The organism is Mycobacterium sp. 852013-51886_SCH5428379, from assembly GCF_001665575.1.
Lineage (GTDB): Bacteria > Actinomycetota > Actinomycetes > Mycobacteriales > Mycobacteriaceae > Mycobacterium.
Map to the genome: position 1 here is coordinate 19857 of NZ_LZSU01000040.1, position 20814 is coordinate 40670.

Here is a 20814-nt window from a genome sequence, read left to right on the forward strand (position 1 = left end):
AGTACCCCGCATGCCAGCAGGCCTGTCCGCGGACGATCTCTCGGTGACTCCATTCGTCCGGCAGGCCGCCGCGTGGGCGTGGCGGCTGTTGGTGATCTTCGGGGCGGTGTTCGCGGTGCTGTGGTTGGTGCTGCAGCTCGAGATCATCGTGGTGCCGGTCGCGCTGGCGACGCTGTTGGCCGCGCTGCTGATGCCCGCGGTCGATTTCCTCGACCGCAGGGGCGCACCGCGCAGTGGGGCGGTCGCACTGATCCTGCTCAGCGGCCTGGCGATCGTCGGCGGCCTGTTGACGTTCGTGGTCAGCCAGTTCGTCGAGGGCACCCCCGCGCTGGTCGAACAGGTGACCCGAAGCATCGACGGGCTTCGGCGCTGGCTGATCGACGGCCCGCTCGGACTGAGCCGCGATCAGATCGACAACGCGGGCAACTCCGCGATCCAGGCGCTGCAGGACAACCAGGAGCGGGTGACCAGCGGGGCGCTGTCGACCGCGGGCACGATCACCGAGATCGTCACCGGCGCACTGCTCGTGCTGTTCACCCTGATCTTCCTGCTGCACGGTGGCCGCAACATCTTCGAATTCGTGACCAGGATCTTCCCCGCACCAGCCCGCCGTCGGGTACGCGACGCCGGCCGGGCCGGTTTCCACTCATTGATCGGCTACGTCCGCGCGACGTTCCTGGTGGCGCTCGTCGACGCCATCGGCATCGGCACCGGCCTGGCGATCATGGGGGTACCGCTGGCGTTGCCCCTGGCCTCGCTGGTGTTCATGGGCGCGTTCATCCCGCTGGTCGGCGCCGTCGTCACCGGCTTCCTCGCCGTGATCGTCGCGCTGCTGACGAAGGGTCTGGTGTACGCGCTGATCACCCTCGGCCTGATCCTGGCGGTGCAGCAGCTCGAAGGCCATGTGCTGCAACCGCTGGTGATGGGCCGGGCTGTCTCCATCCACCCGCTGGCCGTCGTGCTGGCCATCGCCGGCGGCGGCGTGACGGCGGGCATCATCGGCGCGCTGCTCGCGGTCCCGCTGGTGGCGTTCCTCAACAGCGCGATCCGTGTGCTCACCGCCCCCGACCCGCAGGCCGAGGCCGCCGAGTTGAAGGCCGAGGACGGCCCCGCGATCAGCGCCGAACCCGACGATGTCGAGGAGAAGGTCGACTAGTTGCACACTCGATCAGCTCGAGCGTCTGCTAGATCCGGCCCTCGCGTCGCAGCAGATCCTGTGCGCTGACCCCGCCGCCGCGCCGTTTCTGCGCCTCCTCGGTGAGGTCGATCTTCTCCGTGGAATCGGCGTCCGACGGCGACTTGGGATTCTCGGGCACCGGGAGCTTGGTCGTGGCCTCACCGGAATCCGGCTGCGACTGCGGCTGCGCGGGCCGCTGCACCGGGATCGCCGTCGTCGGCTCGTTGCCCTCGTTGGGATCCCCGCCGCGTCCGCCGGGCCGCATCGCCTGGGTGGGCTCGGCCGACGGCTGCGGCCGCGGCGGCTGACCGCCGGGTCCGCCCGGACCGTTCGCCCCGCCGCGCAGTTCGCCGAGCCAGGACTCGATCTCGCGCTCCTCGCGCTGCGGCGCCTGCGGTTGCGGGGTGCGCTGCGTGGTCGCGTTGACCGCCCCGCGCACCGCGTTCTTGGCCATCGACAGCCGGGTGGTCGGCGGTTCGGGAGCCGGGGGACGACCGGCCGGAAGCCGGGTGGTACCCGCCACCGACGGACCGCTGACGCGCGGCGGGCCCGGCGGGATACGAGTCGGGCCGACCCGTCCCTCGGGAACCGGATGCGTGGGATCGTGCGGCGGACGATGTCCGACCGACGGCCGCGGCGGCACCGGCGCGCCGGCCCCGACCAGCGCCATATCGTCGCTCGGATCGTGCACCACCGGACGCCTGCGCTCGTCGGGCAGTTCGGTCTCGCCGAGCCCGAGGCGTTCCTGGATGCGCTTCATCCAGCGCGGCGCCCACCAGCAGTCGTCGCCCAGCATCTTCATGATCGCGGGCACGAGGAACATCCGGATGATCGTCGCGTCCAGCAGCAGCGCGATGAGCAGGCCGAACGCCAGGTACTTCATCATCACCAGGTCGGAGAACACGAACGCGCCCGCCACGACCGCCAGCACCAGCGCGGCGCCGGTGATCAGCCGGCCGGTGGTGGCCGTACCGATGCGGATCGCCTCGGCGGTCGACATCCCGCGCTCCCGCGCCTCGACCATGCGGGAGACCAGGAACACCTCGTAGTCGGTCGACAACCCCCAGATCACCGCGATGATCAGGCCGATCATCGGGGCCATCAGCGGCTGCGGGGTGTAGTTCATCAGCCCGGAGCCGTGCCCGTCGACGAACATCCACGTCAGGATGCCCATCGTCGAGCCCAACGTCAGGGCGCTCATCAGCGCCGCCTTGATCGGCAGCACGATCGAGCCGAACGCCAGGAACATCAGGATCGTCGTCGTGACGATCAGGATCGTCACCATCAGCGGCAGCTTGTCGAACAGACTGTGGATCGAGTCCTGTTCCAGCGCGGGGGTGCCGCCGACCGAGATCGTCAGGCCCCGCGGCGGCGCCAGTTCGCGCAGCTCCTCGATCTTCTGCGACGCATCGTTGCGGTCGATGAGGCCGTTCTGGATCACCCGCACCGACGGGTCGGTGGATTCACCGCCACGCGGCTGCCACATCTTCGACGGATCGCCGTCGGGTTCGATGAACCCGGGGATCGTCAGCGCCTCGTTGCGGATCTCCGCGACCTGCTGATCGGTGACGGGCTGACCGTCGGTGTTCTCGATGACCAGCGTCAGCGGTTCGGTGCGGAAGCCGGGGAACGTCTTGTCGAAGTCCTCCTGCGCGATGCGCACGGCGTTGTCCGGCGGCAGGTACTTCTCGCTGATGCCGCCGAGCGCCAGCTGGCCGAGCGGGATGACCAGCAGGATCATCACGATGATGATCGGGGCGGCGAAGGCGCCGGGCCGCTTCATCACGCGGGTGACGAGTTTGCCCCAGAAGCCGCGCTCGACCTCGGCGCGGGTCTTGGTCTTCTGCGTCTTGTCGCTGAGCCAGTTCAGCCACCACACGATGGGCCGGCGCGCCAGCGGCACGTAGCGCGCGAGCGCCAGGCCGAAGGTGACGATGGCCAGGAACGCGATGATGCCGAGCAGCATCCAGTAGACGGCGCTGCCGATGACGTCGGCGTCCTTCATCGCGATGACGCCCCACGTCATCGCTCCGTAGAGCGCCGTGTAGCCGATGACCAGGCCGATCAGCGCCAGCTGGGCGCCCTGTTCGCCGCTCTGCTTGATCCGCTTGCGGGCGATGTGGCCGAGCGCGATACCCGCAGGCGGCACCAGCAGCCCGAGCGGGATCGAGGCGATCGCGAAGGTGTTGGTCTTCTGCACGGCCGGATCGGAGTGGATCGGGTCCGGGAGAGCGAATTTGACGAGCGTGCGGACGCCGAGGGCGTCGACGCGCGGTCCGAGGATGGCCAGCGCGGCGGCCAGCACGGTGACCGACAGGATCGCCGCGAGCATGACGGAGGCGATGATCGCGTAGGTGATGGACTTCAGGAAGCCCTGCGGGAACAGCAACAGCGGCACCGACGAGGCCACCAGGATCACCGCGGAGAACATGATGGTCCGGCCCGACGTCATCACCGTGCGCCGGACGGCGGCCTCGGTGTCGTAGCCCTCGGCGAGTTCCTCGCGGAATCGGCTCACCATGAACAGGCCGTAGTCGACGGCGATGCCGAGGCCCATCAGCGTCACCACCGGCTGGGCGAAGAAGTGCACGGGCATGAACTCGGCGAACAACCGCATGATGCCCAACGCGCCCGCGATGGTCAGGCCGCCGATCAGACCGGGCAGCGCCGCGGCGATGACGCCGCCGAACACGAAGAACAACACCACGCAGACCAGCGGGATGGCGGCGACCTCGGCACGCTTCTGGTCCTCGCCGATGGTTCCGGTGAGCTCGCTGGCGAGCGGGTTCAGGCCGGCGAGTTGGATGTCGCCGTCGTTGATCGCCTTCAGCTGGGGTTCGACGACCTGGTAGTTCTTCAAGATCGAGTCGTCGTCGTCGCCCTTGAGCGGGATGCTGACGAAGGTCTTCGACAGGTCGGAGGTCTTCATCTGCTGGACGGTCTCGAGCGTTGTGGTCGGGGCCTTCAGCCAGCCGACCCAGGCTTCGACCTGGTCCGGGTTGTCGGCGACCAGCGCGTCGAGCTCGCCGGTGACCTTCTCCATCCACTGCGGATCGTCGACCTTCTTACCGTCGGGCGGTGTCAGGATCGCGACGACGTGGCTGGTCCGGTCACGTCCATAGGCTTCGTCGGCCACCACGGAGGCGTGCACCGACTGGCTGCCCTCGTCGTAGAAGCCGCTCTGGGTGACGTGCTGGCCCAGGCTGATCCCGTACACACCGCCACCGAGACAGAGAGCCACCATGACAGCGATGACGATGTACCGGAATCGGTACACGATTCGACCCCACCAGGCGAACACTCAAGCTCCTCACTAAATTCTTCGACGACCGCGCTGTGGTCTTTTTTGTTTTCACACACGCGAGGTCAGCAGCACCGACAGCGGCCATATATCCGCGGCAAGGGTTCCCGGAACACATCTTGCGTGAATGCGCACCAGGTCAGTGCTCTCCAAGGTATCCGACGCTAGCGTCCGGCCCGCATGTTCGCGAAATCGTCACACCGGGCGCCGAAGCCCTCACCTGGTTGTCTCCTTTCTTCTGGTCCTTCCTTCAATCGTCCCTGTGGGTGCGCCGCCGCCGTCACCCCCGCGAGGCCAGCAGCGCCGAAAGCGGCCGGAACGGCTGCAGCCACGCACCCTCGTCGGGCAGCGAGTCCAGACCGATCCGCGGCAGCGGTTCCCGGAAGACGCCCGGGATGTCCTCCAGGTCGACGAACTCCAGCGTCTCGGAGGCCAGCGCCCAACTCGCGTGTTCGCGGAACCCCAGCACCTGCACCGGGATGCCGTCGCGGGCGATGTCCTCCAACGGCTGGCGGAACGCCTGACCGTCCGCCGAGGCGACCAGCACGGATGCCAGGCCCTCCCGGCGGCGCAGCTCGATGTGGGCGAGCATGTCCGAGTCGACGTCGCTGTCCTCGTCGATCTTCGGTTTGGCGAACACCGCGAACCCGACGTTGCGCAGCGCTTCGACCCACGGCCGCACCACGTCGGCGCTGCCGGGGGCGATGTTGGTGAAGACGGTGGCCTCGGGTTCGAGGGTGACGTCCTCGTGGCCGGCCGACAGATCGGCGGTACGGGCCAGCAGCCAGCGGCCCAGCGCGTCGAAGCGCGGGCGGTGCGCGGCGGTCGGGCGGCCCCCGATGATCGACCCCAGGCCCATGTCGAGGTTGGGCGCGTCCCACACCAGCAGCACGCGACGGGTGCCGGGCTGCGGCCCGGCCGGTGGCGGAGGCGGCGTGACCTGCGGCGCGTCGGGCGGCGCGTCCTCGGTGACGCTCATGGCGTCTTCTCCCAGAGCAGTTCGGTGACGTCCGGACCGGCCAGCGCCTTGCGTTCGTACTTCGTGACGGGCCGCCGGGTGGAGATGGGCAGTTCGTCGTCGGGCTGCACCCGGCGCAGCAGCGGCTCGGCGTCGCCCACCTCGGCGATGTGCTCGGCGTAGCCCGAGTGGTCGGTGGCGGCGTGCAGGACGCCGCCCGGACGGAGCCGGTCGGCGATCAGCGCGACGGTCTCGGGCTGCAGGAAGCGACGTTTGTGGTGGCGCGATTTGGGCCACGGATCGGGGAAGAAGATCCGGACACCGGTCAGCGATCCACTGCCGACCATGTGCTCGAGCACGTCGAGGCCGTCCCCGCGGATCATCCGGATGTTCGGTACGCCCTCGCGGTCGATGGCGCCGAGCAGTTGGGCCAGGCCGCGGCGGTACACCTCGACCGCGATGACGTCGATGTGCGGTTCGTCCTGGGCCATCGCCAGGGTCGAGGTGCCGGTGCCGCAGCCGATCTCCAGGACGACGGGCGCGGAGCGGCCGAACCAGGCGGCGGTGTCCAGCGGTGCGGCGGGTTGGCCGGCGTCGTCACGGGCCTGCGTGCCCAGCGTCGGCCACAGCCGGTCCCAGGTGGACTGCTGGCTGTCGGACAGCGCGGAGCGGCGGGACCGGAAGCTGGTCACCCGCCTGGGCGGATGCGGCGTGCCCGGAGCCGGCTCCGTCGCCGGGCGCCCGGCGACGTCCGACTCGCGCGCATACATCCGTCCATGGTCGCTCATGGACCCTTGGGTACCCCCATCGCCGACCATATTGATACCCAACAGTTGCCTACCGCGGCGGCCTGCCGAGAAAGTGTCGGGACACCCCCGCCGCGGGTGTGACGATTTCCGGAAAGGATCACCATCCAGCCGGAGGATTCGCATCGTCGCCGAGGTATTTCGCCGGTTCGCGGAGCAGACCGGGGACCCGCGCGTGGCCCCGATCGCCGCCGCGCTGGCGGCGCCGGTGCGGGCGGCGGTGTGCGGACGGCGCGGGGTGGGGCGGCGCACACTGGCCCGCGCCCTGGCCGGGCGGTGGCGGATCGTCGACCCGGATCCGCACGGCGATCCGGACATCGCCGTCGTGGCGTTCGCCGAGGCGGTCAAACCGGAGGACACGGCCGAGCAGTCCCGGTGGCGGCGCCGGGGGGTGCCGATCGTCGTCGTGCGCACCAAGGCCGACCTCGGCGCCGGTCCGTCCGGCCTGGCGTGCGCGGCGCTGCTCGCCGACGTCGATCTGGACGACGAGCTGCTCGGCGCGCTGCGGACGGCCGACCTGCGGTCGGTGGAGCGGGACGTGCGCCGCCGGCTATTGCACACCCTGGACCGCCACGGCACCACGGTGTGCGTCGACGCACTGCAGCACGGTGCCGCACCCGACGGGCTGCGGGCCGTGTTGCGGGAGGCCAGCGGCATCGACGCCGTGCACCGCGAGCTCGGCGATCTCACCGCCACCGTCCGATACCGGCGTGCGCGAGCGGCGGTGACGGCGCTGCACGCGGTCGCTCTGCGCGGCGACCCGGGCGACGTCATCGCGGACTTCCTCGCCGGGGACGAGTTGGCGCTGGCGACCATGGGTGCGGCCGTCGACGTACTGGAGGCCGCCGGCCTGTCCGTCGATCCGGGGGATACGGCGCACGCCCATCTGCGCCGGGCGGTGCGGTGGCGCGCGTACAGCCGCGGACCGGTCGGCCCGCTGCACCGTGCCTGCGGGCTCGACGTCTGCCGCGGATCGCTGCGGCTGCTGGGCCGGTCCGGCCGATGACGGGCTCCGTGCGGGTGACCGGGCCGCCGTCGGCCGGGGTGACGACGTTGGTAGCGGCGCTGCGGACCCGGCTGCCCGGCGTCGTGTTCGCCGAGGACGAGGACAGGCACGGGGCCGACCCGGCCGTCGTGGTGTTCGCGGTGTCGGCGGTGGCCCCGATGGCCGGGTCGGACCGCGCCCTGCTGCGCGCAGCGGCCGGCGGCGCGGCGCCCGTGCTCGCGGCCGTGACGAAAACCGACGCCCACCACGACTGGCGAGCCGTACTGGAGACCAACCGCGCAATGGTCGCCGCCGAGTTCCCGGACCTACCGTGGGCCGGAGTGGCCGCCGGGCCGCAGCCGTGGCTCGATGATCTCGTCGATCTGCTCGGCCGAGCCCTTGCCCTGCCGCGCCGGCGACCCGCGCCGGCCGCCCGGACCGTCGTGCTGCGCCACCGCGTCCAGCGGGTCCGCGTCGCGCTGTCCCACGACGCCCGCACCCGGTGCGCGGCGCTGCGCGGGGAGCTGCACGACGAGATCGCCGACCTCGGTCGCCGTCGGTTCGATCACTTCACCGCGCACGTCCGCCGTCGCGCGGCCGAGATCTTCGCCGAGGTCGACCGTGAGGTGACTGCGGAGCTGGCTGGTGTCGCCGCCGACCTGGGTCTGCCGCCCCCGCCGACAAACCCAGGCGCGCCGCCGGTGGTGACCGGCCCGGCACTGCGGCCACGCCGGCAGGAGAACCGGTTGGCGACGCTGCTCGGAGTCGGATTCGGACTGGGGGTGGCGCTGGCGGTGAGCCGGCTGCTGTCCGGGCTGGATCCGGGGCTGACCGTGGCCGGGCTGTTCGCGGGCGGTGTCACCGGTCTGGCGGTGACGGCGTGGGTGGTGGGCATCCGCGGTCTGCTGCACGATCGCGCGGCGCTCGACCGGTGGGTCGCCGAGGTGTGCGCCCTGCTGCGATCGGCGGCCGACGAGACGGTCGCGCTGCGGGTGCTGGACGCGGAATCGGCGTGGACACGCGAGGCGTTCGAGGGGCGTCGAGGACGCATGTTCGGTGGGTCCGACGAATTTGCCGGGCGCAAATTGCGGGTTACCGATCGGTAGCGCGTACAAAGCCCTTTTCTGAATCGTTCCTGTGAGTCATCGGACATGGATCCGAATTCCGCGGGGTATGTCACCCACGTTAACCTCGAAGCCTAGGGACGACCGTGATCGCCGCCGAAATGGTCCGCGACCTGCGTCCTGGCAGAGAACCTACGCAGGAGAACTCATGACCTCAGCGACCATTCCGGGCCTCGATACCGCGCCGACCAAGCACGAGGGATTGTTGGCGTGGGTGCGCGAGGTCGCCGAACTCACCCAGCCCGATCGCGTCGCCTGGGCAGACGGTTCACAGGAGGAGTACGACCGCCTCTGCGAGCAGCTCGTCGAGGCAGGCACCTTCCGCAAGCTCAACCCGGACAAGCAGCCGAACTCGTACCTGGCGCTGTCCGATCCCAAGGACGTCGCGCGCGTGGAGTCACGCACCTACATCTGCACCGAGCGCGAGGTCGACGCCGGACCCACCAACAACTGGATGGACCCGGGCGAGATGCGCGGCATCATGACCGACCTGTACCGCGGGTGCATGCGCGGCCGCACCCTGTGGGTGGTGCCGTTCTGCATGGGACCGCTCGACGCCGAGGATCCCAAGCTCGGTGTGGAACTCACCGACTCGGAGTACGTCGTCGTCTCGATGCGCACCATGACGCGGATGGGCGCGGCGGCGCTGGAGAAGATCGGCGACGACGGTTTCTTCGTCAAGGCGCTGCACTCAGTCGGCGCCCCGCTGGCCGACGGCGCGAAGGACGTGCCGTGGCCGTGCAACGAGACCAAGTACATCACCCACTTCCCCGAGACCCGGGAGATCTGGAGCTACGGCTCGGGCTACGGCGGTAACGCGCTGCTGGGTAAGAAGTGCTACTCGCTGCGCATCGCCTCGGCGATGGCCCACGATGAGGGCTGGCTCGCCGAGCACATGCTGATCCTCAAGCTGATCTCCCCGGAGAACAAGGCCTACTACATCGCCGCGGCGTTCCCGTCGGCATGCGGTAAGACCAACCTCGCGATGCTGCAGCCCACCATCCCGGGCTGGCGCGCCGAGACCGTCGGCGACGACATCGCCTGGATGCGCTTCGGCAAGGACGGCCGCCTCTACGCCACCAACCCCGAGTTCGGCTTCTTCGGCGTCGCGCCGGGCACCAACTGGGATTCCAACCCGAACGCGATGAAGACCATCGCCGCCGGTAACACCGTCTTCACCAACGTCGCGCTGACCGACGACGGCGACGTGTGGTGGGAGGGGTTGGAGGGTGAGCCCGACCACCTGATCGACTGGAAGGGCGAGGACTGGGTCCTGCGCGAGACGGAAACCAAGGCGGCGCATCCGAATTCGCGGTACTGCACCCCGATCTCGCAGTGCCCGACGCTGGCGCCGGAGTGGGACGACCCGCAGGGTGTGCCGATCTCGGCGATCCTGTTCGGCGGCCGCCGCAAGACCACGGTCCCGCTGATCACCGAGGCCCGCGACTGGCAGCACGGCGTGTTCATCGGCGCCACCCTCGGTTCCGAGCAGACCGCCGCGGCCGAGGGCAAGGTCGGCACCGTGCGTCGCGACCCGATGGCGATGCTGCCGTTCCTCGGCTACAACGTCGGCGACTACTTCCAGCACTGGATCAACATCGGCAAGCAGGCCGACGAGTCGAAGCTGCCGAAGGTGTTCTTCGTCAACTGGTTCCGCCGCGGCGACGACGGCCGGTTCCTGTGGCCCGGATTCGGTGAGAACAGCCGCGTGCTGAAGTGGGCCGTCGAGCGCATCGAGCACAAGGCCGACGGCCAGAGCACCCCGATCGGGATCGTCCCGACCGCGGCCGACATGGACCTCGAGGGCCTCGATGTCGACCCCGCCGACGTGGACGCCGCCCTGGCGGTGAAACCGGCGGAGTGGCGCGAGGAACTGCCGCTGATCGAGGAGTGGTTCGAGTTCGTCGGCGAGAAGCTGCCCACCGGCATCAAGGACGAGTTCGACGCGCTGAAGACCCGGTTGGCCGAAGCCGAGTAGGCGCGGTCAGTACGCGACGACCGCGTACGCCACCGCGTCACCGACCTCCTGATCGCTGAGCGCGCTCGACTCGATCAGGCTGTGCGACAGCACCGTTCGCACCATCACCTCGGCGGCCTTGTGCACCGGGATCCGCAGGCCCGCCGCGTCCAGCGTCACCGCAGGCGCGACGGCGGACGCGACCGTCTGCACCAGGTTCGGCCCGGATCCGCCACCGATCGCGGCGGACAGCAGCCAGCGCGGTTCGTGGTCGCGGACGTAGCTGAACGCGGCGTGGTTGCGCAGATACCGCAGCGCCGCGACGACGACGGACGCCACCAGCGGAAGCGGGTCGGCGTGCGGGTCGATCTCGGCGGACACCGCGATCAGCATCGTCGCGATCTCGTTGCGGGCGACCGCGCCGATCAGGCCGTCTTTGTCACCGAACTCCCGGTAGGCCGTCGCGCGGGAGACCCCGGCGTGCGCGGCGACCTGGCTGAGCGTCAGCGACTCGACGCCGCCTGCGGCGATCAGCTGCAGCGCCGATTCCAACAGCGCGTCATGCGACCGGGTCGAGGGCATCACCGGCATTTTGCCTCAGCCTCCGCCGGGGCCGAGTCATTGACGGCATCTCGTTCTGAGACTAATTTCGAATCTAGTCTCAGCGAGTGGGGAGCGTCGTGTCCGGTACCTCGGTGGAACCATCTGTCGATCTGCGTCCGTTCCCGTCGCTGCGCCGGTATCTCGACGTGCTGCCCGCCGACGAACGTTCCTCGGCACTCGACCGGCTCGCGGCGCTGAGCCCCGCGGATCTCAGCAGCCTCGGTGTCAGCGAACCGCAGACCGTCGAGCACGACTACATGGTCGACGAGATCGACGGCACCCTGCCGGCCGCGCTGGCCGGAACGCTGTACCGCAACGGGCCGGGGCGCTGGGAGGACCACACCGGCCGGCCGCTGCACCACCTCTTCGACGGCGACGGCATGCTCTCGGCGTTCACCATCGGCTCCAGTGGTGTGCGCTACCGCAACCGCTACGTGCGGACCAAACACTTCCAGGGCCGCTCCGGCGTCAGTCACATGGGTACGGCGGCGCCGGGCGGTTGGCCGGCCAACATCGGGCGGCTTCCGCCGAATCTCGCCAACACCAACGTCGTCGAGCACGCCGGACATCTCTACGCGCTCTGGGAGGGCGGGCCGCCGCACGAGATCGACCCCGACACCCTGGAGACCATCGGGGCCACCCGCTTTGGCGGCGAATTGCGTTGGCTGGGAACATATTCAGCGCATCCGAGCTTCTGCCCGAGCAGCGGGGCCATGTTCAACTTCGGCGTCGAACTGGTACCGCGGCCGCATCTGCGCATCTACCGCACCAACCGGCGCGGCCGGTTGCGGCACTTCCGGTCGACGCCGCTGCCGTATCCGGCGATGGTGCACGACTTCGCGATCACCGAGCGCCATCTCGTGTTCCTGGTGTCGCCGATCATCCCCGACGCCCGGGCGGTGACGCTGGGGCTGGCGCCGATGGGCGACACGCTGCGCTACCGCCCCGAGCGCGGCAGCGTCTTCCTGTTGATCCCCCGCGACGGCGGCCGGATCCGCCGGATCGAGCACCCCGCAGTGTTGCAGTTCCACCTCAGCAACGCGTTCGACGACCGCGGCGACGTCGTCGTCGACGCCGTCACCTACCCTGACGGAACCCTGCTCGAACGAATCTCCCGGTTCCACACCAGCACGCTGGACGATGCGCCGTCGGTGTTCACCCGGTTCCGCATCACCGCGTCCGGCCGGGTGGTGACCGAACCGCTGAGTGACAGCCCGTGCGAATTCCCCCGGCACCATCCCGCATACGAAGGGCGCCCCCACCGCTACGCCTACGTCAACACCCGCAGGCGACTGCGGGCGTTCTACGATTCGGTGACCAAACTCGACCTGGCCGCCCAGGCCGAATTGACCTGGAGCGCAAATGAACCCGGCAACAGCTTCTGCGAACCGGTGTTCACGCCCCGGCCCGGCGCCGTCGCCGAGGATGACGGCTGGTTGCTGACCGTCGAATACCAGGCCGCGCAACAGACGTCGCGATTGGTGGTGTTCGACGCCTCAGATCCGACCACCGGTCCGATCGCGACGGCGCAGCTGAAAAGTCATATCCCGCAAGGCTTCCACGGGCACTTCTCAGGGTGACGGTTCCGTCATCGGCACCTGCGATCCGGCCGGATAAGTCGTCAACGGCGTTCGACCGCTTCGCCAGTCGTCGAAGACCGGTTGGAAGAGTCGCCACGCCTCGACCGGTTCGTCCCCGATCACCGAGTACGCCTTCCCGCCGGACAGGAAGTCGGTGAGCACGTGTCCGTAGGCGGGTTGGTCGGCCGGGGGCACCGGCGCCGTCAGTGTGAGCGGCCGGATCTCGGCGGGTGGCCCGAGCGTGGCACCCGCGAGCTCGAGACGGACGTCGTCGGGGTCGTCGACGCCGATCCAGAGCCGATCCCGCACGCCCTCCGGGTGGCCGTCGGGACGCCGGTAGTGCACCAGCACCCCCACCCGGGCGGCGGCGAGTGCCTTTCCGGTGCGCAGGACGAACCGGGTGCCGCGCCACCGCGGGGTGTCGAGATCGAGGACCACCTCGGCCAGGGTCTCGGTCTCGTGGCCGGGGTCGACGCCGTCCTCCTCGGTGTAATCGGGTACGGGCCGGGGATTCGGCTCTCCGACGAGGACGCCGGCGGTGTACCGCGCGCGCCGGGTGCGCAGCGCACCGTCCGCATCGCGGGCCACCTGCGCGTGGCGCAGGACGTCGAGTTTGGCGGCGCCGACGTCGCCGGGCGCCGCGCTCGCCGGCGGCTCCATGGCGGCCAGACACAGCAGTTGGATCATGTGGTTCTGCATGACGTCGCGCAGTGCGCCGGCCCGGTCGTAGTAGGCCGCCCGGCCCTCGAGCGCCATGGTCTCGTCCCACAGCACGTCGACCTGTTCGACGGCACCGGAGTGCCAGGTGTCGGCGATGAGCCGGTTGGCCGAGTGCAGCGTCACGAGGTTGCGCGCACCGCTCATGGCGAGCGCATGGTCGACGCGGTACACGCCCGGTTCGCCGGCCGCGCCTGCGGCTCGCAACAGCAGCTCGTCGAGCCGGCACGCGCTGTCCGGATCGTCGCCGAACGGCTTCTCCACCGCGATGCGGCTGCCCGCAGGGAGTTCGACGTCGGCCAGCGCGTCGAGCGTGGCCGCGATCAGGCCGGTGGGCAGCGCGACGTACACGCCCACCGGGCCGCTCGACGCGGCGTCGGCCACCACCGCCCGTACGGCGTTGGCGTCCGTGACGTCGAGCTGCCGGTAGGTCACGGTGCCGGCGAGCACACCTGCGGCGTCGCGCACGTGGCGGCAGAACACGTCGTCCGACCAGTCCTCGACCGCGGCGCCGATCAGCCGGAAGTCGTCGGGAAGGGCCCCGCGGGCGGTGAGGTGGGCCAGCGCGGGAAGCAGATAGCGCGAGGTGAGATCGCCGGTGGCTCCGATGATCAGCAGCGTGGGGATCATCCGGCGTAGGCCCTGGTCGGCCGGCCGCTGACCCCGGGGCGGACGGCGAACAGTGCTCCGGCCAGTCGGTCCTCACCCGGCTCGAGACCCTCCTGCGTCGTCGTGACGTACAGGGTGGCCAGGTCGGGGCCGCCGAACGTGCAGGCGGTGACCTTGCGGACGGGGAAGTCGATGACCGCGTCGAGGTCGCCGTCGGCGGTGTAGCGGTGTACCGACCCGTGGTCGATCACCGCGGTCCACACGCCGCCCTCGACGTCCACCGTCAACCCGTCGGGCCGCCCGTCGGACAGGGTGACGAAGGGCCGCCGATCGTGCAGTCCGCGGTCGGGTTCCCACGAGAAGACGTCGACCCGGCCGGTCTCGGTGTCGTTGTAGTAGGCCAGCGCCCCGTCGGGGGACCAGTCGAGGCCGTTGGACACGGTGACGCCGGTCAGCACGACGCTCACCGAATGGTCGGGCGCGAGCCGGTAGAGCGACGCCGCACCCCGCCGCTGGTCGTAGGCCATCGAGCCGCAGTAGAACGATCCGTCGGGCGCGCAGCCGCCTTCGTTCATGCGGATCCCCGGATCCGACCACACCGGCGGCAGCGGCGTCGTGGTGCCGTCGGGGTCCTCCAGCGCGAAGCCGCGTTCGACGGCGATCACCGCACCGCCGCCGATGCGTGGCCGCACCGCCGCGGCGACCGCATCGACGTGACGCCGCTGGACCGCGCCGTCGGAGCCGAACGACAGCACGTCGCCCGCGGTCATGTCGACCCAGCGCAGACCGCCCCAGTCGGCCCACCACACCGGACCCTCACCGTGCTCGGCGATCGGGTCGGTGAGCTGCTCGATGTCCATGTGTCCGGTATCCCCGCAGGTCAGATGTAGCAAACGTGGTTGGTCAGACGGCCCAGTCCGGGCACGCCGCTACTGTGGCGACATGGACGTGCCGACCTGGGTGTGGGGCCTGACAATCGCCGGCATCGCCGGCCTGCTGGCCTTCGACTTCATCTTCCACGTACGCAAGGCCCATGTCCCGACGTTGCGGGAGGCCGCGATCTGGTCGTCCCTCTACGTCGGCATCGCGGTGCTGTTCGGCGTCGGGGTGCTGGTGTTCGGTGGCACCGAACCCGGCTCCGAGTACTTCGCCGGGTATGTCACGGAGAAGGCGCTCTCGGTCGACAACTTGTTCGTCTTCCTGATCATCATGGCCAGCTTCCGGGTGCCCCGCGAGGATCAGCAGAAGGTGCTGTTGTTCGGGATCGTGTTCGCGCTCATCGCGCGCACCGGGTTCATCTTCCTGGGCGCGGCGCTGATCAACAGCTTCGCGTGGGTGTTCTACCTCTTCGGCCTGATCCTGCTGCTGACCGCGGGCAACATGCTCAAGCCGGAGGATTCCGAGGACGACAGCAAGGCCAACAACTTCATCATCAGGATCGCCAAGAAGATCTTCCACACCACGGAGCACTACGACGGCGACAAGCTGTTCACCATGCACGAGGGCAAACGCGCCCTGACGCCGATGCTGCTGGTCATGGTGGCCATCGGCGGCACCGACATCCTGTTCGCCCTCGATTCGATTCCCGCGATCTTCGGGCTCACCCAGGACGTCTACATCGTGTTCACCGCGACGGCGTTCTCCCTGCTCGGCCTGCGTCAGCTCTACTTCCTCATCGACGGTCTGCTGGACCGCCTCATCTACCTGTCGTACGGCCTGGCGACGATCCTCGGCTTCATCGGGATCAAGCTGATCCTGCACGCCCTGCACGAGAACAACGTGCCGTTCATCAACGACGGCGAGCCGGTGCCCGTCGTCGAGATCGGGACCTCGGTGTCGCTGTCGGTGATCATCGGCGTGCTGGTCGTCACGGTGCTCGCCTCGCTGTTCAGCAAGAAGGGCAAGGCGCAGACGGCCATCGCCAACGCCCGCAGGCATGCCACGGCGTATCTGGACTCGGAGTACACGCGCGACGACGCCGAACGCGAGCGCATCTTCGCCAAGCTGCTCGCCGAACGCGATCAGATCCTGGCGCTCGGGCCCAAGTACCGGCAGATGGTGCGCGACGAACCGGCGCTGATGGAGCTGCTGGAGCGCGCGGCCGACAAACACGACGAGGCCGTCGATCAGGGCAAGGCCGAGCCGTTCACCCGCAAGGGCCTGACGTGATCGGCGTAATTCGGACCACTTGACACGCGTCAAGTGGTGCTCATCGTAGAGTCAGCGCATGCAGATTCGTGAGCACCTGAGCAAGGACGGGAAACCGTCCAAGCCGGCGATCATCCTTCACCCGTCGGGCACCGTCATCACGTTCGACGACCTCGAGGCACGGGCCAATCGGCTCGCGCACTACTTTCGCCGGCAGGGACTGCAGGAGGGTGACGTCGTCGCCATCCTCATGGAGAACAACGAGCACATCCACGCCGTGATGTGGGCGGCGCGCCGCAGCGGCCTGTACTACGTGCCGATCAACACCCACCTGACCGCGGCCGAGGCCGCCTACATCATCGACAACAGCGGGGCCAAGGCCGTGGTGGGCTCGGCCGCGCTGCGTGACACCTGCGCGGGACTGGTTGCCGAACTGCCCAACGGTCTGCCGCCGGTACGGCTCATCGCCGACGCCGATCTCGACGGTTGGGTGCGCTATCCGGAAGGTGTTGCCGACCAACCGGATACGCCGATCGACGATGAGATCGAAGGCGACCTGCTGCAGTACTCGTCGGGGACCACCGGCCGGCCCAAGGGAATCAAGCGGGAGTTGCCGCATCTGCCGCCGTCGGAGGTGCCGGGTCTGATGGCCGCGCTGGTCGGGTTCTGGCTCGACCCCGACGCGATCTACATCAGCCCGGCCCCGCTGTACCACACCGCACCGTCGGTGTGGTCGATGCAGATCCAGGCAGGCGGCATCACCACCGTGGTGCTCGAGAAGTTCGACGCCGAAGGCTGTCTGGAGGCGATCGAGCGGTACCGCGTCACCCACGGTCAGTTCGTGCCCGCGATGTTCACCCGGATGCTGAAGCTGCCCGAGGAGGTGCGCAACCGCTACGACGTGTCGAGCCTCAAACGGGTGATGCATGCGGCGGCGCCGTGTCCGGTCGAGATCAAGAAGCAGATGATCGACTGGTGGGGCCCGATCGTGGACGAGTACTACGCCTCCTCCGAAGCGCACGGGTCGACGCTGATCGGTGCCGAGGAGTGGCTGACGCATCCCGGGTCGGTCGGCAAGCCGATGATGGGCGCCATCCACATCCTCGACGAGGACGGCAACGAACTGCCGCCGGGGCAGGCCGGTGAGATCTACTTCGAGGGCGGCAATTCCTTCGAGTACCTCAACGACCCGGACAAGACCGCCGCATCCCGGCACCCGAAGGGCTGGGCCACCGTCGGTGACATCGGCTACCTCGACGAGGACGGATACCTGTACCTGACCGACCGGCGCCACCACATGATCATCTCGGGCGGGGTGAACATCTATCCGCAGGAAGCCGAGAACATGCTGGTGACCCATCCGAAGGTGATGGATGCGGCCGTGTTCGGCGTCCCCGACGACGAGATGGGCCAGCGCGTCAAAGGCGTTGTGCAGACCGTCGATCCGAGCGATGCCACCGAGGAGTTCGCCGAGGAACTGTTGAACTGGCTGCGGGACCGGTTGGCGCACTACAAGTGTCCGCGCTCGCTGTCGTTCGAGGCGCAGCTGCCGCGCACCGACACCGGCAAGCTGTACAAGCAGGAGCTGATCACGAAGTATTCGTGAAGTGAGCACCGTCGAGCTGCCGGGCGGGATCGTCGTCGGGGTCGGGAAGCCCCGTGCCGACACGACGTTCACGCTCCTCGAGGAGGACACCGACGACCGGCGGGCCGTCACGGTGGCCTCGGTCCGCGACAGCCTCGACGAATTGACGCAGCGCTGCGCACGCCGCCCGGTGGCGGCCGCGGTCTGCGACGACGTGCTACGCGCGATCGATCCGGCGGGCACCACCCGGGCGGGGGTGGTCACCGAATCGCTGGCGTACTCGACGCTGCAGGCCGGTCCGGAGTTCGCCGGCTGGCTCGCCGCCCGCGGACCCGCCCGGGCGCCGACCTCACCGGATCCGGTGCGCGCGTGGCGCGACGGGAACACGCTGTCGGTGGAGTTCAACCGGCCGCAACGGCACAACGCGTTCGCGACCGACACCCGCGCCGCTCTGCTCGAGGCGCTCGAGGTGGCCAGGCTGGATCCGGCAATCGACGCGGTGGTGCTGTCCGGTGCGGGCCGATCTTTCTGCAGCGGAGGCGATCTCGCGGAGTTCGGCAGCTTCGATGATCCGGCGCACGCCCATCTCGCGCGAACGCGGCACAGTCCGGCGCTGGTCCTCGACGAGCTCACCGCGCGCCTGGGCCGGCGCTGTGTGGCGCGGGTGCACGGTCAGGTCCTGGGCAGCGGGCTGGAGATGGCGGCGTACTGCGGTCAGGTGGTGGCGGCCCCCAACGCGGTGTTCGGTCTGCCGGAACTGAACCTGGGCCTGATCCCCGGGGCGGGCGGAACGGTCAGCGTCACCCGCAGGATCGGCCGGTGGCGCACGGCCTATCTGGTGCTGTCGGGTCGGACGATCGGTGCGCCGACCGCGTTGCGCTGGGGCCTGGTCGACGCCGTCACCGTTGGCGGGCCGGGCGGATGATCAGCTCGTTGACGTCCACCTCCGCCGGCTCACCGATCGCGTAGGCGATGGCCCGGGCGATCGCCGCCGGCGGGATCGCCTCGGCCCGGTACTGCCGCATCGCCTCAGCGGCCGTCGAGTCGGTGATCGTCTGTGCCAGTTCGGATTCCACCACGCCCGGCGATACGGTGGTGACGCGGATCGACGGATCGACCTCGAGCCGCAGACCCTCGGTGATGGCCCAGGCCGCGTGTTTGGTCGCGCAGTAGACGGCACCGGTCGGCACCACCTCGTGGGCGCCGACCGAGGCCACCGTGATGAAGTGCCCGCCGCCCTGTCGCTGGAAATGCGGCAGCGTGGCCGCGATGCCGTTGAGCAGTCCGCGGATGTTGACGTCGATCATGGCGTCCCACTGGTCGACCAGCAGGGCGTCGAGCCGGGACAGCGGCATCACCCCGGCGTTGTTGACGATGACGTCCACCCGGCCGTGGGTCGCCACGGCGGCGTCGACGAAGGCGGTGACGTCGTCGCGGTCGGTGACGTCGAGGCGGTGGGTGTCGACCCGGCCGCCGGAGCGCCGGGCCAGTTCGGCCAGGCGGTCCTCCCGGCGGGCGCCGGCCACCACCTGATGGCCTTCGGCGGCCAGGGCGAGGGCCACCGCTTCGCCGATCCCGCTGCTGGCTCCGGTGACGAGGACGGTCTTGGATTCGGTCATGTCCCCATCGTTCGTCGCGCGGGCGCCGCCAACCAGGGTGCGCTGCACCCTGTCTGGATCCGGCGGCGCGGTTAGGCTGAGGACGTGGCCGAACTCGGCGAGTACCTGCGAAGTCGCCGCGCCGCGCTGCGCCCGGCCGACGCCGGGCTGTCCAGTGTGGGCGTCCGCCGGGTGCCGGGTCTGCGCCGTGAAGAGGTCGCGATGCTGGCCGGTGTCAGCGTCGACTACTACAGCCGCCTCGAACAGGGGCGGGAGCGGTCACCGTCGGTGCAGATGCTCGATGCGCTGGCCGCGGCGCTGCGCCTCGACGACGACGGCCGCACCCACCTGTTCCGGCTGGCCGGGCACGCACCGACACCCCAGCGCACCAGGGTGTCCGACCGGGTCGATCCGGCGCTACTGCGGTTGATGGACGCCTGGCCGGACAACCCGGCGCTGGTCTACAACCGGTCCTATGACGTGCTGGCGGTGAATCCGTTGGCCGAGGCGCTGTTCGGACCGGTCGGGGCGGTCGGCAATCTGATGCTGCTGGTGTTCACCGAACCGCGGGCCCGCGAGTTCTACGTGGACTGGCATGCCGTCGCCGCCGATTCGACCGCCGGTTTCCGGATGGCCCACAGCAGCGCACCCGACGATCCACGAACCCGTGCGGTGCTGTCGGAGCTGCTCGAGCGCAGCGACGAGTTCCGCGCACTGTGGGAGCGCCGTGATGCACGGCGGAAATCGCTGGCGGAGAAGAGGTTCCGTCATCCACAGGTCGGCGTGCTCACGTTGCGGATGCAGACGTTCGACGTCCGGTCCGCCCCCGGTCAGGAGCTCGTGGTCTACGACGCGGAACCCGGCAGCCCCAGCGCCGACGCGGTGACGCTGCTCGGCGCCATCGCCGCCACCGATCATCCGGAGCGGCGCAACGTCACCCGGTAGGTGTACTGCTCGGGTAGGAAATGGCTGACCGACAGCTCGACGGGCCGCCCCGACGCATCGCTGTACAGCCGGTCGACACGCAGCATCGGGTGCCCCGGTGCGCAGCCGAGCGCCGCGGCCACGCCGGCGTCGGCGGGCGCAACCGTGATCGACTGCGCGGCTTCGGCAATGGGTTCGGGCAGATGTGGTTCGAGCAACCCGATGACGGTGTGGGTGCCGACGGCGCCGGTGCGCAGCGCGGCGGAGATCCCCAGGTCACCGCGCACCGCGGCGGCGACGGATCCGGGCAGATGCACGGTCGTCGACACGAACGGCACACCCTCGCCGGGCGCACCGTGCAGCCGGCGGAACACGACGGTGTGTACCACGTCGTCGTCGAGACGCAGCCGGCTCGCGGCCTCGACGTCGGTGCGCCTGGTCAACCCGGCCATCACCTCGATCGTGGTGTCCTCCGACAGGCTCATCAGATCCTCGATGGAGCCGAGCTGGCGCAGATACCGCCCGGTGCCGCGGGCGTAGGTGCCGCGGCCGGGCACCCGGTAGACCACCCCCTCGGCGACCAGATCCTGGAACGCGCGTCGCACCGTCTGGCGCGACAGGCCGTGTCGCTCGACGAGTTCGGACTCCGTGGGCAGCCGCACGCCGTCGGGGTAGCGGCCCGCGGCGATCTCGTCGCGCAGCTGCTCCCGCAGCAGCTGGTAGGCCGGTTCGGTGCGCACCG

The 20814-nt window shown here is 69.7% G+C and carries 17 protein-coding genes; 9 read left to right on the forward strand and 8 right to left on the reverse strand.

What is annotated here, in order from left to right:
• The first annotated feature begins 10 nt into the window (after positions 1–10).
• On the forward strand, positions 11–1156 hold the full coding sequence (locus A5757_RS17220; RefSeq protein ID WP_066836297.1) for an AI-2E family transporter: 1146 nt from the start codon (positions 11–13) through the stop codon (positions 1154–1156).
• Positions 1157–1184: 28 nt separating this feature from the next.
• On the opposite strand, the gene A5757_RS17225 is transcribed toward A5757_RS17220, so the two are convergent.
• From A5757_RS17225 to trmB, 3 genes are all read right to left on the reverse strand, one after another.
• A complete protein-coding gene (locus A5757_RS17225; RefSeq protein ID WP_066836298.1) occupies positions 1185–4478 on the reverse strand; it encodes an MMPL family transporter in 3294 nt (1097 codons plus the stop codon).
• Between the two features lie 280 nt (positions 4479–4758).
• Positions 4759–5457, reverse strand: a complete 699-nt coding sequence (locus A5757_RS17230; protein WP_066836300.1) for an NYN domain-containing protein — start codon at positions 5455–5457, stop codon at positions 4759–4761.
• Positions 5454–6224 carry a tRNA (guanosine(46)-N7)-methyltransferase TrmB gene (gene trmB / locus A5757_RS17235; RefSeq protein ID WP_066836302.1) on the reverse strand — a complete coding sequence of 257 codons (771 nt, stop codon included), beginning with the start codon at positions 6222–6224 and terminating at the stop codon, positions 5454–5456. Before trmB ends, A5757_RS17230 begins: the two co-directional genes overlap by 4 nt.
• A 193-nt stretch (positions 6225–6417) precedes the next feature.
• Here trmB and A5757_RS17240 point away from each other — a divergent pair, with 193 nt between their 5' ends.
• The 3 genes from A5757_RS17240 to A5757_RS17250 all read left to right on the forward strand — a co-directional run bounded on the left by A5757_RS17240 (position 6418) and on the right by A5757_RS17250 (position 10329).
• On the forward strand, positions 6418–7248 hold the full coding sequence (locus A5757_RS17240; protein ID WP_066836304.1) for a hypothetical protein: 831 nt from the start codon (positions 6418–6420) through the stop codon (positions 7246–7248).
• Complete coding sequence (locus A5757_RS17245; RefSeq protein WP_066836305.1) at positions 7245–8333, forward strand: hypothetical protein; 1089 nt, start codon at positions 7245–7247, stop codon at positions 8331–8333. Before A5757_RS17240 ends, A5757_RS17245 begins: the two co-directional genes overlap by 4 nt.
• Before the next feature lie 166 nt (positions 8334–8499).
• Positions 8500–10329, forward strand: a complete 1830-nt coding sequence (locus tag A5757_RS17250; RefSeq protein ID WP_066836306.1) for a phosphoenolpyruvate carboxykinase (GTP) — start codon at positions 8500–8502, stop codon at positions 10327–10329.
• A 6-nt stretch (positions 10330–10335) separates the two neighbouring features.
• Here the strand turns inward: A5757_RS17250 and A5757_RS17255 are convergent, their stop codons facing one another.
• On the reverse strand, positions 10336–10890 hold the full coding sequence (locus A5757_RS17255) for a TetR/AcrR family transcriptional regulator (RefSeq protein ID WP_066836367.1): 555 nt from the start codon (positions 10888–10890) through the stop codon (positions 10336–10338).
• 86 nt (positions 10891–10976) lie between these two features.
• On the opposite strand from A5757_RS17255, the gene A5757_RS17260 reads away from it, so the two are divergent.
• Positions 10977–12491 carry a carotenoid oxygenase family protein gene (locus A5757_RS17260; RefSeq protein WP_066836307.1) on the forward strand — a complete coding sequence of 505 codons (1515 nt, stop codon included), beginning with the start codon at positions 10977–10979 and terminating at the stop codon, positions 12489–12491.
• Here A5757_RS17260 and A5757_RS17265 read toward each other — a convergent pair.
• Together A5757_RS17265 and A5757_RS17270 are read right to left on the reverse strand one after the other, a co-directional pair.
• Entirely contained in the window at positions 12483–13838 is a 1356-nt protein-coding gene (locus tag A5757_RS17265; RefSeq protein WP_066836308.1) for a hypothetical protein, read from the reverse strand. The genes A5757_RS17260 and A5757_RS17265 overlap by 9 nt on opposite strands.
• A complete protein-coding gene (locus A5757_RS17270; RefSeq protein WP_066836310.1) occupies positions 13835–14677 on the reverse strand; it encodes an SMP-30/gluconolactonase/LRE family protein in 843 nt (280 codons plus the stop codon). The genes A5757_RS17265 and A5757_RS17270 overlap by 4 nt, the downstream gene beginning before the upstream one ends.
• Positions 14678–14759: 82 nt before the next feature.
• Here A5757_RS17270 and A5757_RS17275 point away from each other — a divergent pair, with 82 nt between their 5' ends.
• Genes A5757_RS17275 through A5757_RS17285 form a run of 3 tightly spaced genes read left to right on the forward strand, consistent with a single transcriptional unit; the run spans position 14760 to position 18475 of the window.
• Positions 14760–15986, forward strand: coding sequence for a TerC family protein (locus A5757_RS17275; RefSeq protein ID WP_066836312.1), 1227 nt, complete (start codon positions 14760–14762; stop codon positions 15984–15986).
• Between the two features lie 58 nt (positions 15987–16044).
• On the forward strand, positions 16045–17571 hold the full coding sequence (gene fadD4, locus A5757_RS17280) for a fatty-acid--CoA ligase FadD4 (RefSeq protein WP_066836314.1): 1527 nt from the start codon (positions 16045–16047) through the stop codon (positions 17569–17571).
• A gap of 1 nt (position 17572) precedes the next feature.
• Positions 17573–18475 carry an enoyl-CoA hydratase/isomerase family protein gene (locus tag A5757_RS17285; RefSeq protein ID WP_066836316.1) on the forward strand — a complete coding sequence of 301 codons (903 nt, stop codon included), beginning with the start codon at positions 17573–17575 and terminating at the stop codon, positions 18473–18475.
• On the opposite strand, the gene A5757_RS17290 is transcribed toward A5757_RS17285, so the two are convergent.
• On the reverse strand, positions 18450–19169 hold the full coding sequence (locus tag A5757_RS17290) for an SDR family oxidoreductase (RefSeq protein ID WP_066836318.1): 720 nt from the start codon (positions 19167–19169) through the stop codon (positions 18450–18452). The two genes, A5757_RS17285 and A5757_RS17290, sit on opposite strands and share 26 nt — an antisense overlap.
• An 84-nt stretch (positions 19170–19253) precedes the next feature.
• Here A5757_RS17290 and A5757_RS17295 point away from each other — a divergent pair, with 84 nt between their 5' ends.
• The gene (locus A5757_RS17295; RefSeq protein ID WP_066836320.1) at positions 19254–20093 is read left to right on the forward strand and encodes a helix-turn-helix domain-containing protein; all 840 of its coding nucleotides are present in this window, start codon (positions 19254–19256) and stop codon (positions 20091–20093) included.
• Here the strand turns inward: A5757_RS17295 and A5757_RS17300 are convergent.
• Positions 20063–20812, reverse strand: coding sequence for a GntR family transcriptional regulator (locus tag A5757_RS17300; RefSeq protein ID WP_082929527.1), 750 nt, complete (start codon positions 20810–20812; stop codon positions 20063–20065). The genes A5757_RS17295 and A5757_RS17300 overlap by 31 nt on opposite strands.
• Between the last annotated feature and the right edge of the window lie 2 nt (positions 20813–20814).

What these genes read in the sequence shown, in the direction of transcription:
- A5757_RS17220 (WP_066836297.1), top strand. Translation starts at nt 11, where the DNA reads ATGCCAGCAGGCCTGTCCGCGGACGATCTCTCGGTGACTCCATTCGTC.
- A5757_RS17230 (WP_066836300.1), bottom strand. Translation starts at nt 5,457, where the DNA reads ATGAGCGTCACCGAGGACGCGCCGCCCGACGCGCCGCAGGTCACGCCG.
- trmB (WP_066836302.1), bottom strand. Translation starts at nt 6,224, where the DNA reads ATGAGCGACCATGGACGGATGTATGCGCGCGAGTCGGACGTCGCCGGG.
- A5757_RS17245 (WP_066836305.1), top strand. Translation starts at nt 7,245, where the DNA reads ATGACGGGCTCCGTGCGGGTGACCGGGCCGCCGTCGGCCGGGGTGACG.
- A5757_RS17250 (WP_066836306.1), top strand. Translation starts at nt 8,500, where the DNA reads ATGACCTCAGCGACCATTCCGGGCCTCGATACCGCGCCGACCAAGCAC.
- A5757_RS17255 (WP_066836367.1), bottom strand. Translation starts at nt 10,890, where the DNA reads ATGCCCTCGACCCGGTCGCATGACGCGCTGTTGGAATCGGCGCTGCAG.
- A5757_RS17265 (WP_066836308.1), bottom strand. Translation starts at nt 13,838, where the DNA reads ATGATCCCCACGCTGCTGATCATCGGAGCCACCGGCGATCTCACCTCG.
- A5757_RS17270 (WP_066836310.1), bottom strand. Translation starts at nt 14,677, where the DNA reads ATGGACATCGAGCAGCTCACCGACCCGATCGCCGAGCACGGTGAGGGT.
- A5757_RS17275 (WP_066836312.1), top strand. Translation starts at nt 14,760, where the DNA reads ATGGACGTGCCGACCTGGGTGTGGGGCCTGACAATCGCCGGCATCGCC.
- fadD4 (WP_066836314.1), top strand. Translation starts at nt 16,045, where the DNA reads ATGCAGATTCGTGAGCACCTGAGCAAGGACGGGAAACCGTCCAAGCCG.
- A5757_RS17290 (WP_066836318.1), bottom strand. Translation starts at nt 19,169, where the DNA reads ATGACCGAATCCAAGACCGTCCTCGTCACCGGAGCCAGCAGCGGGATC.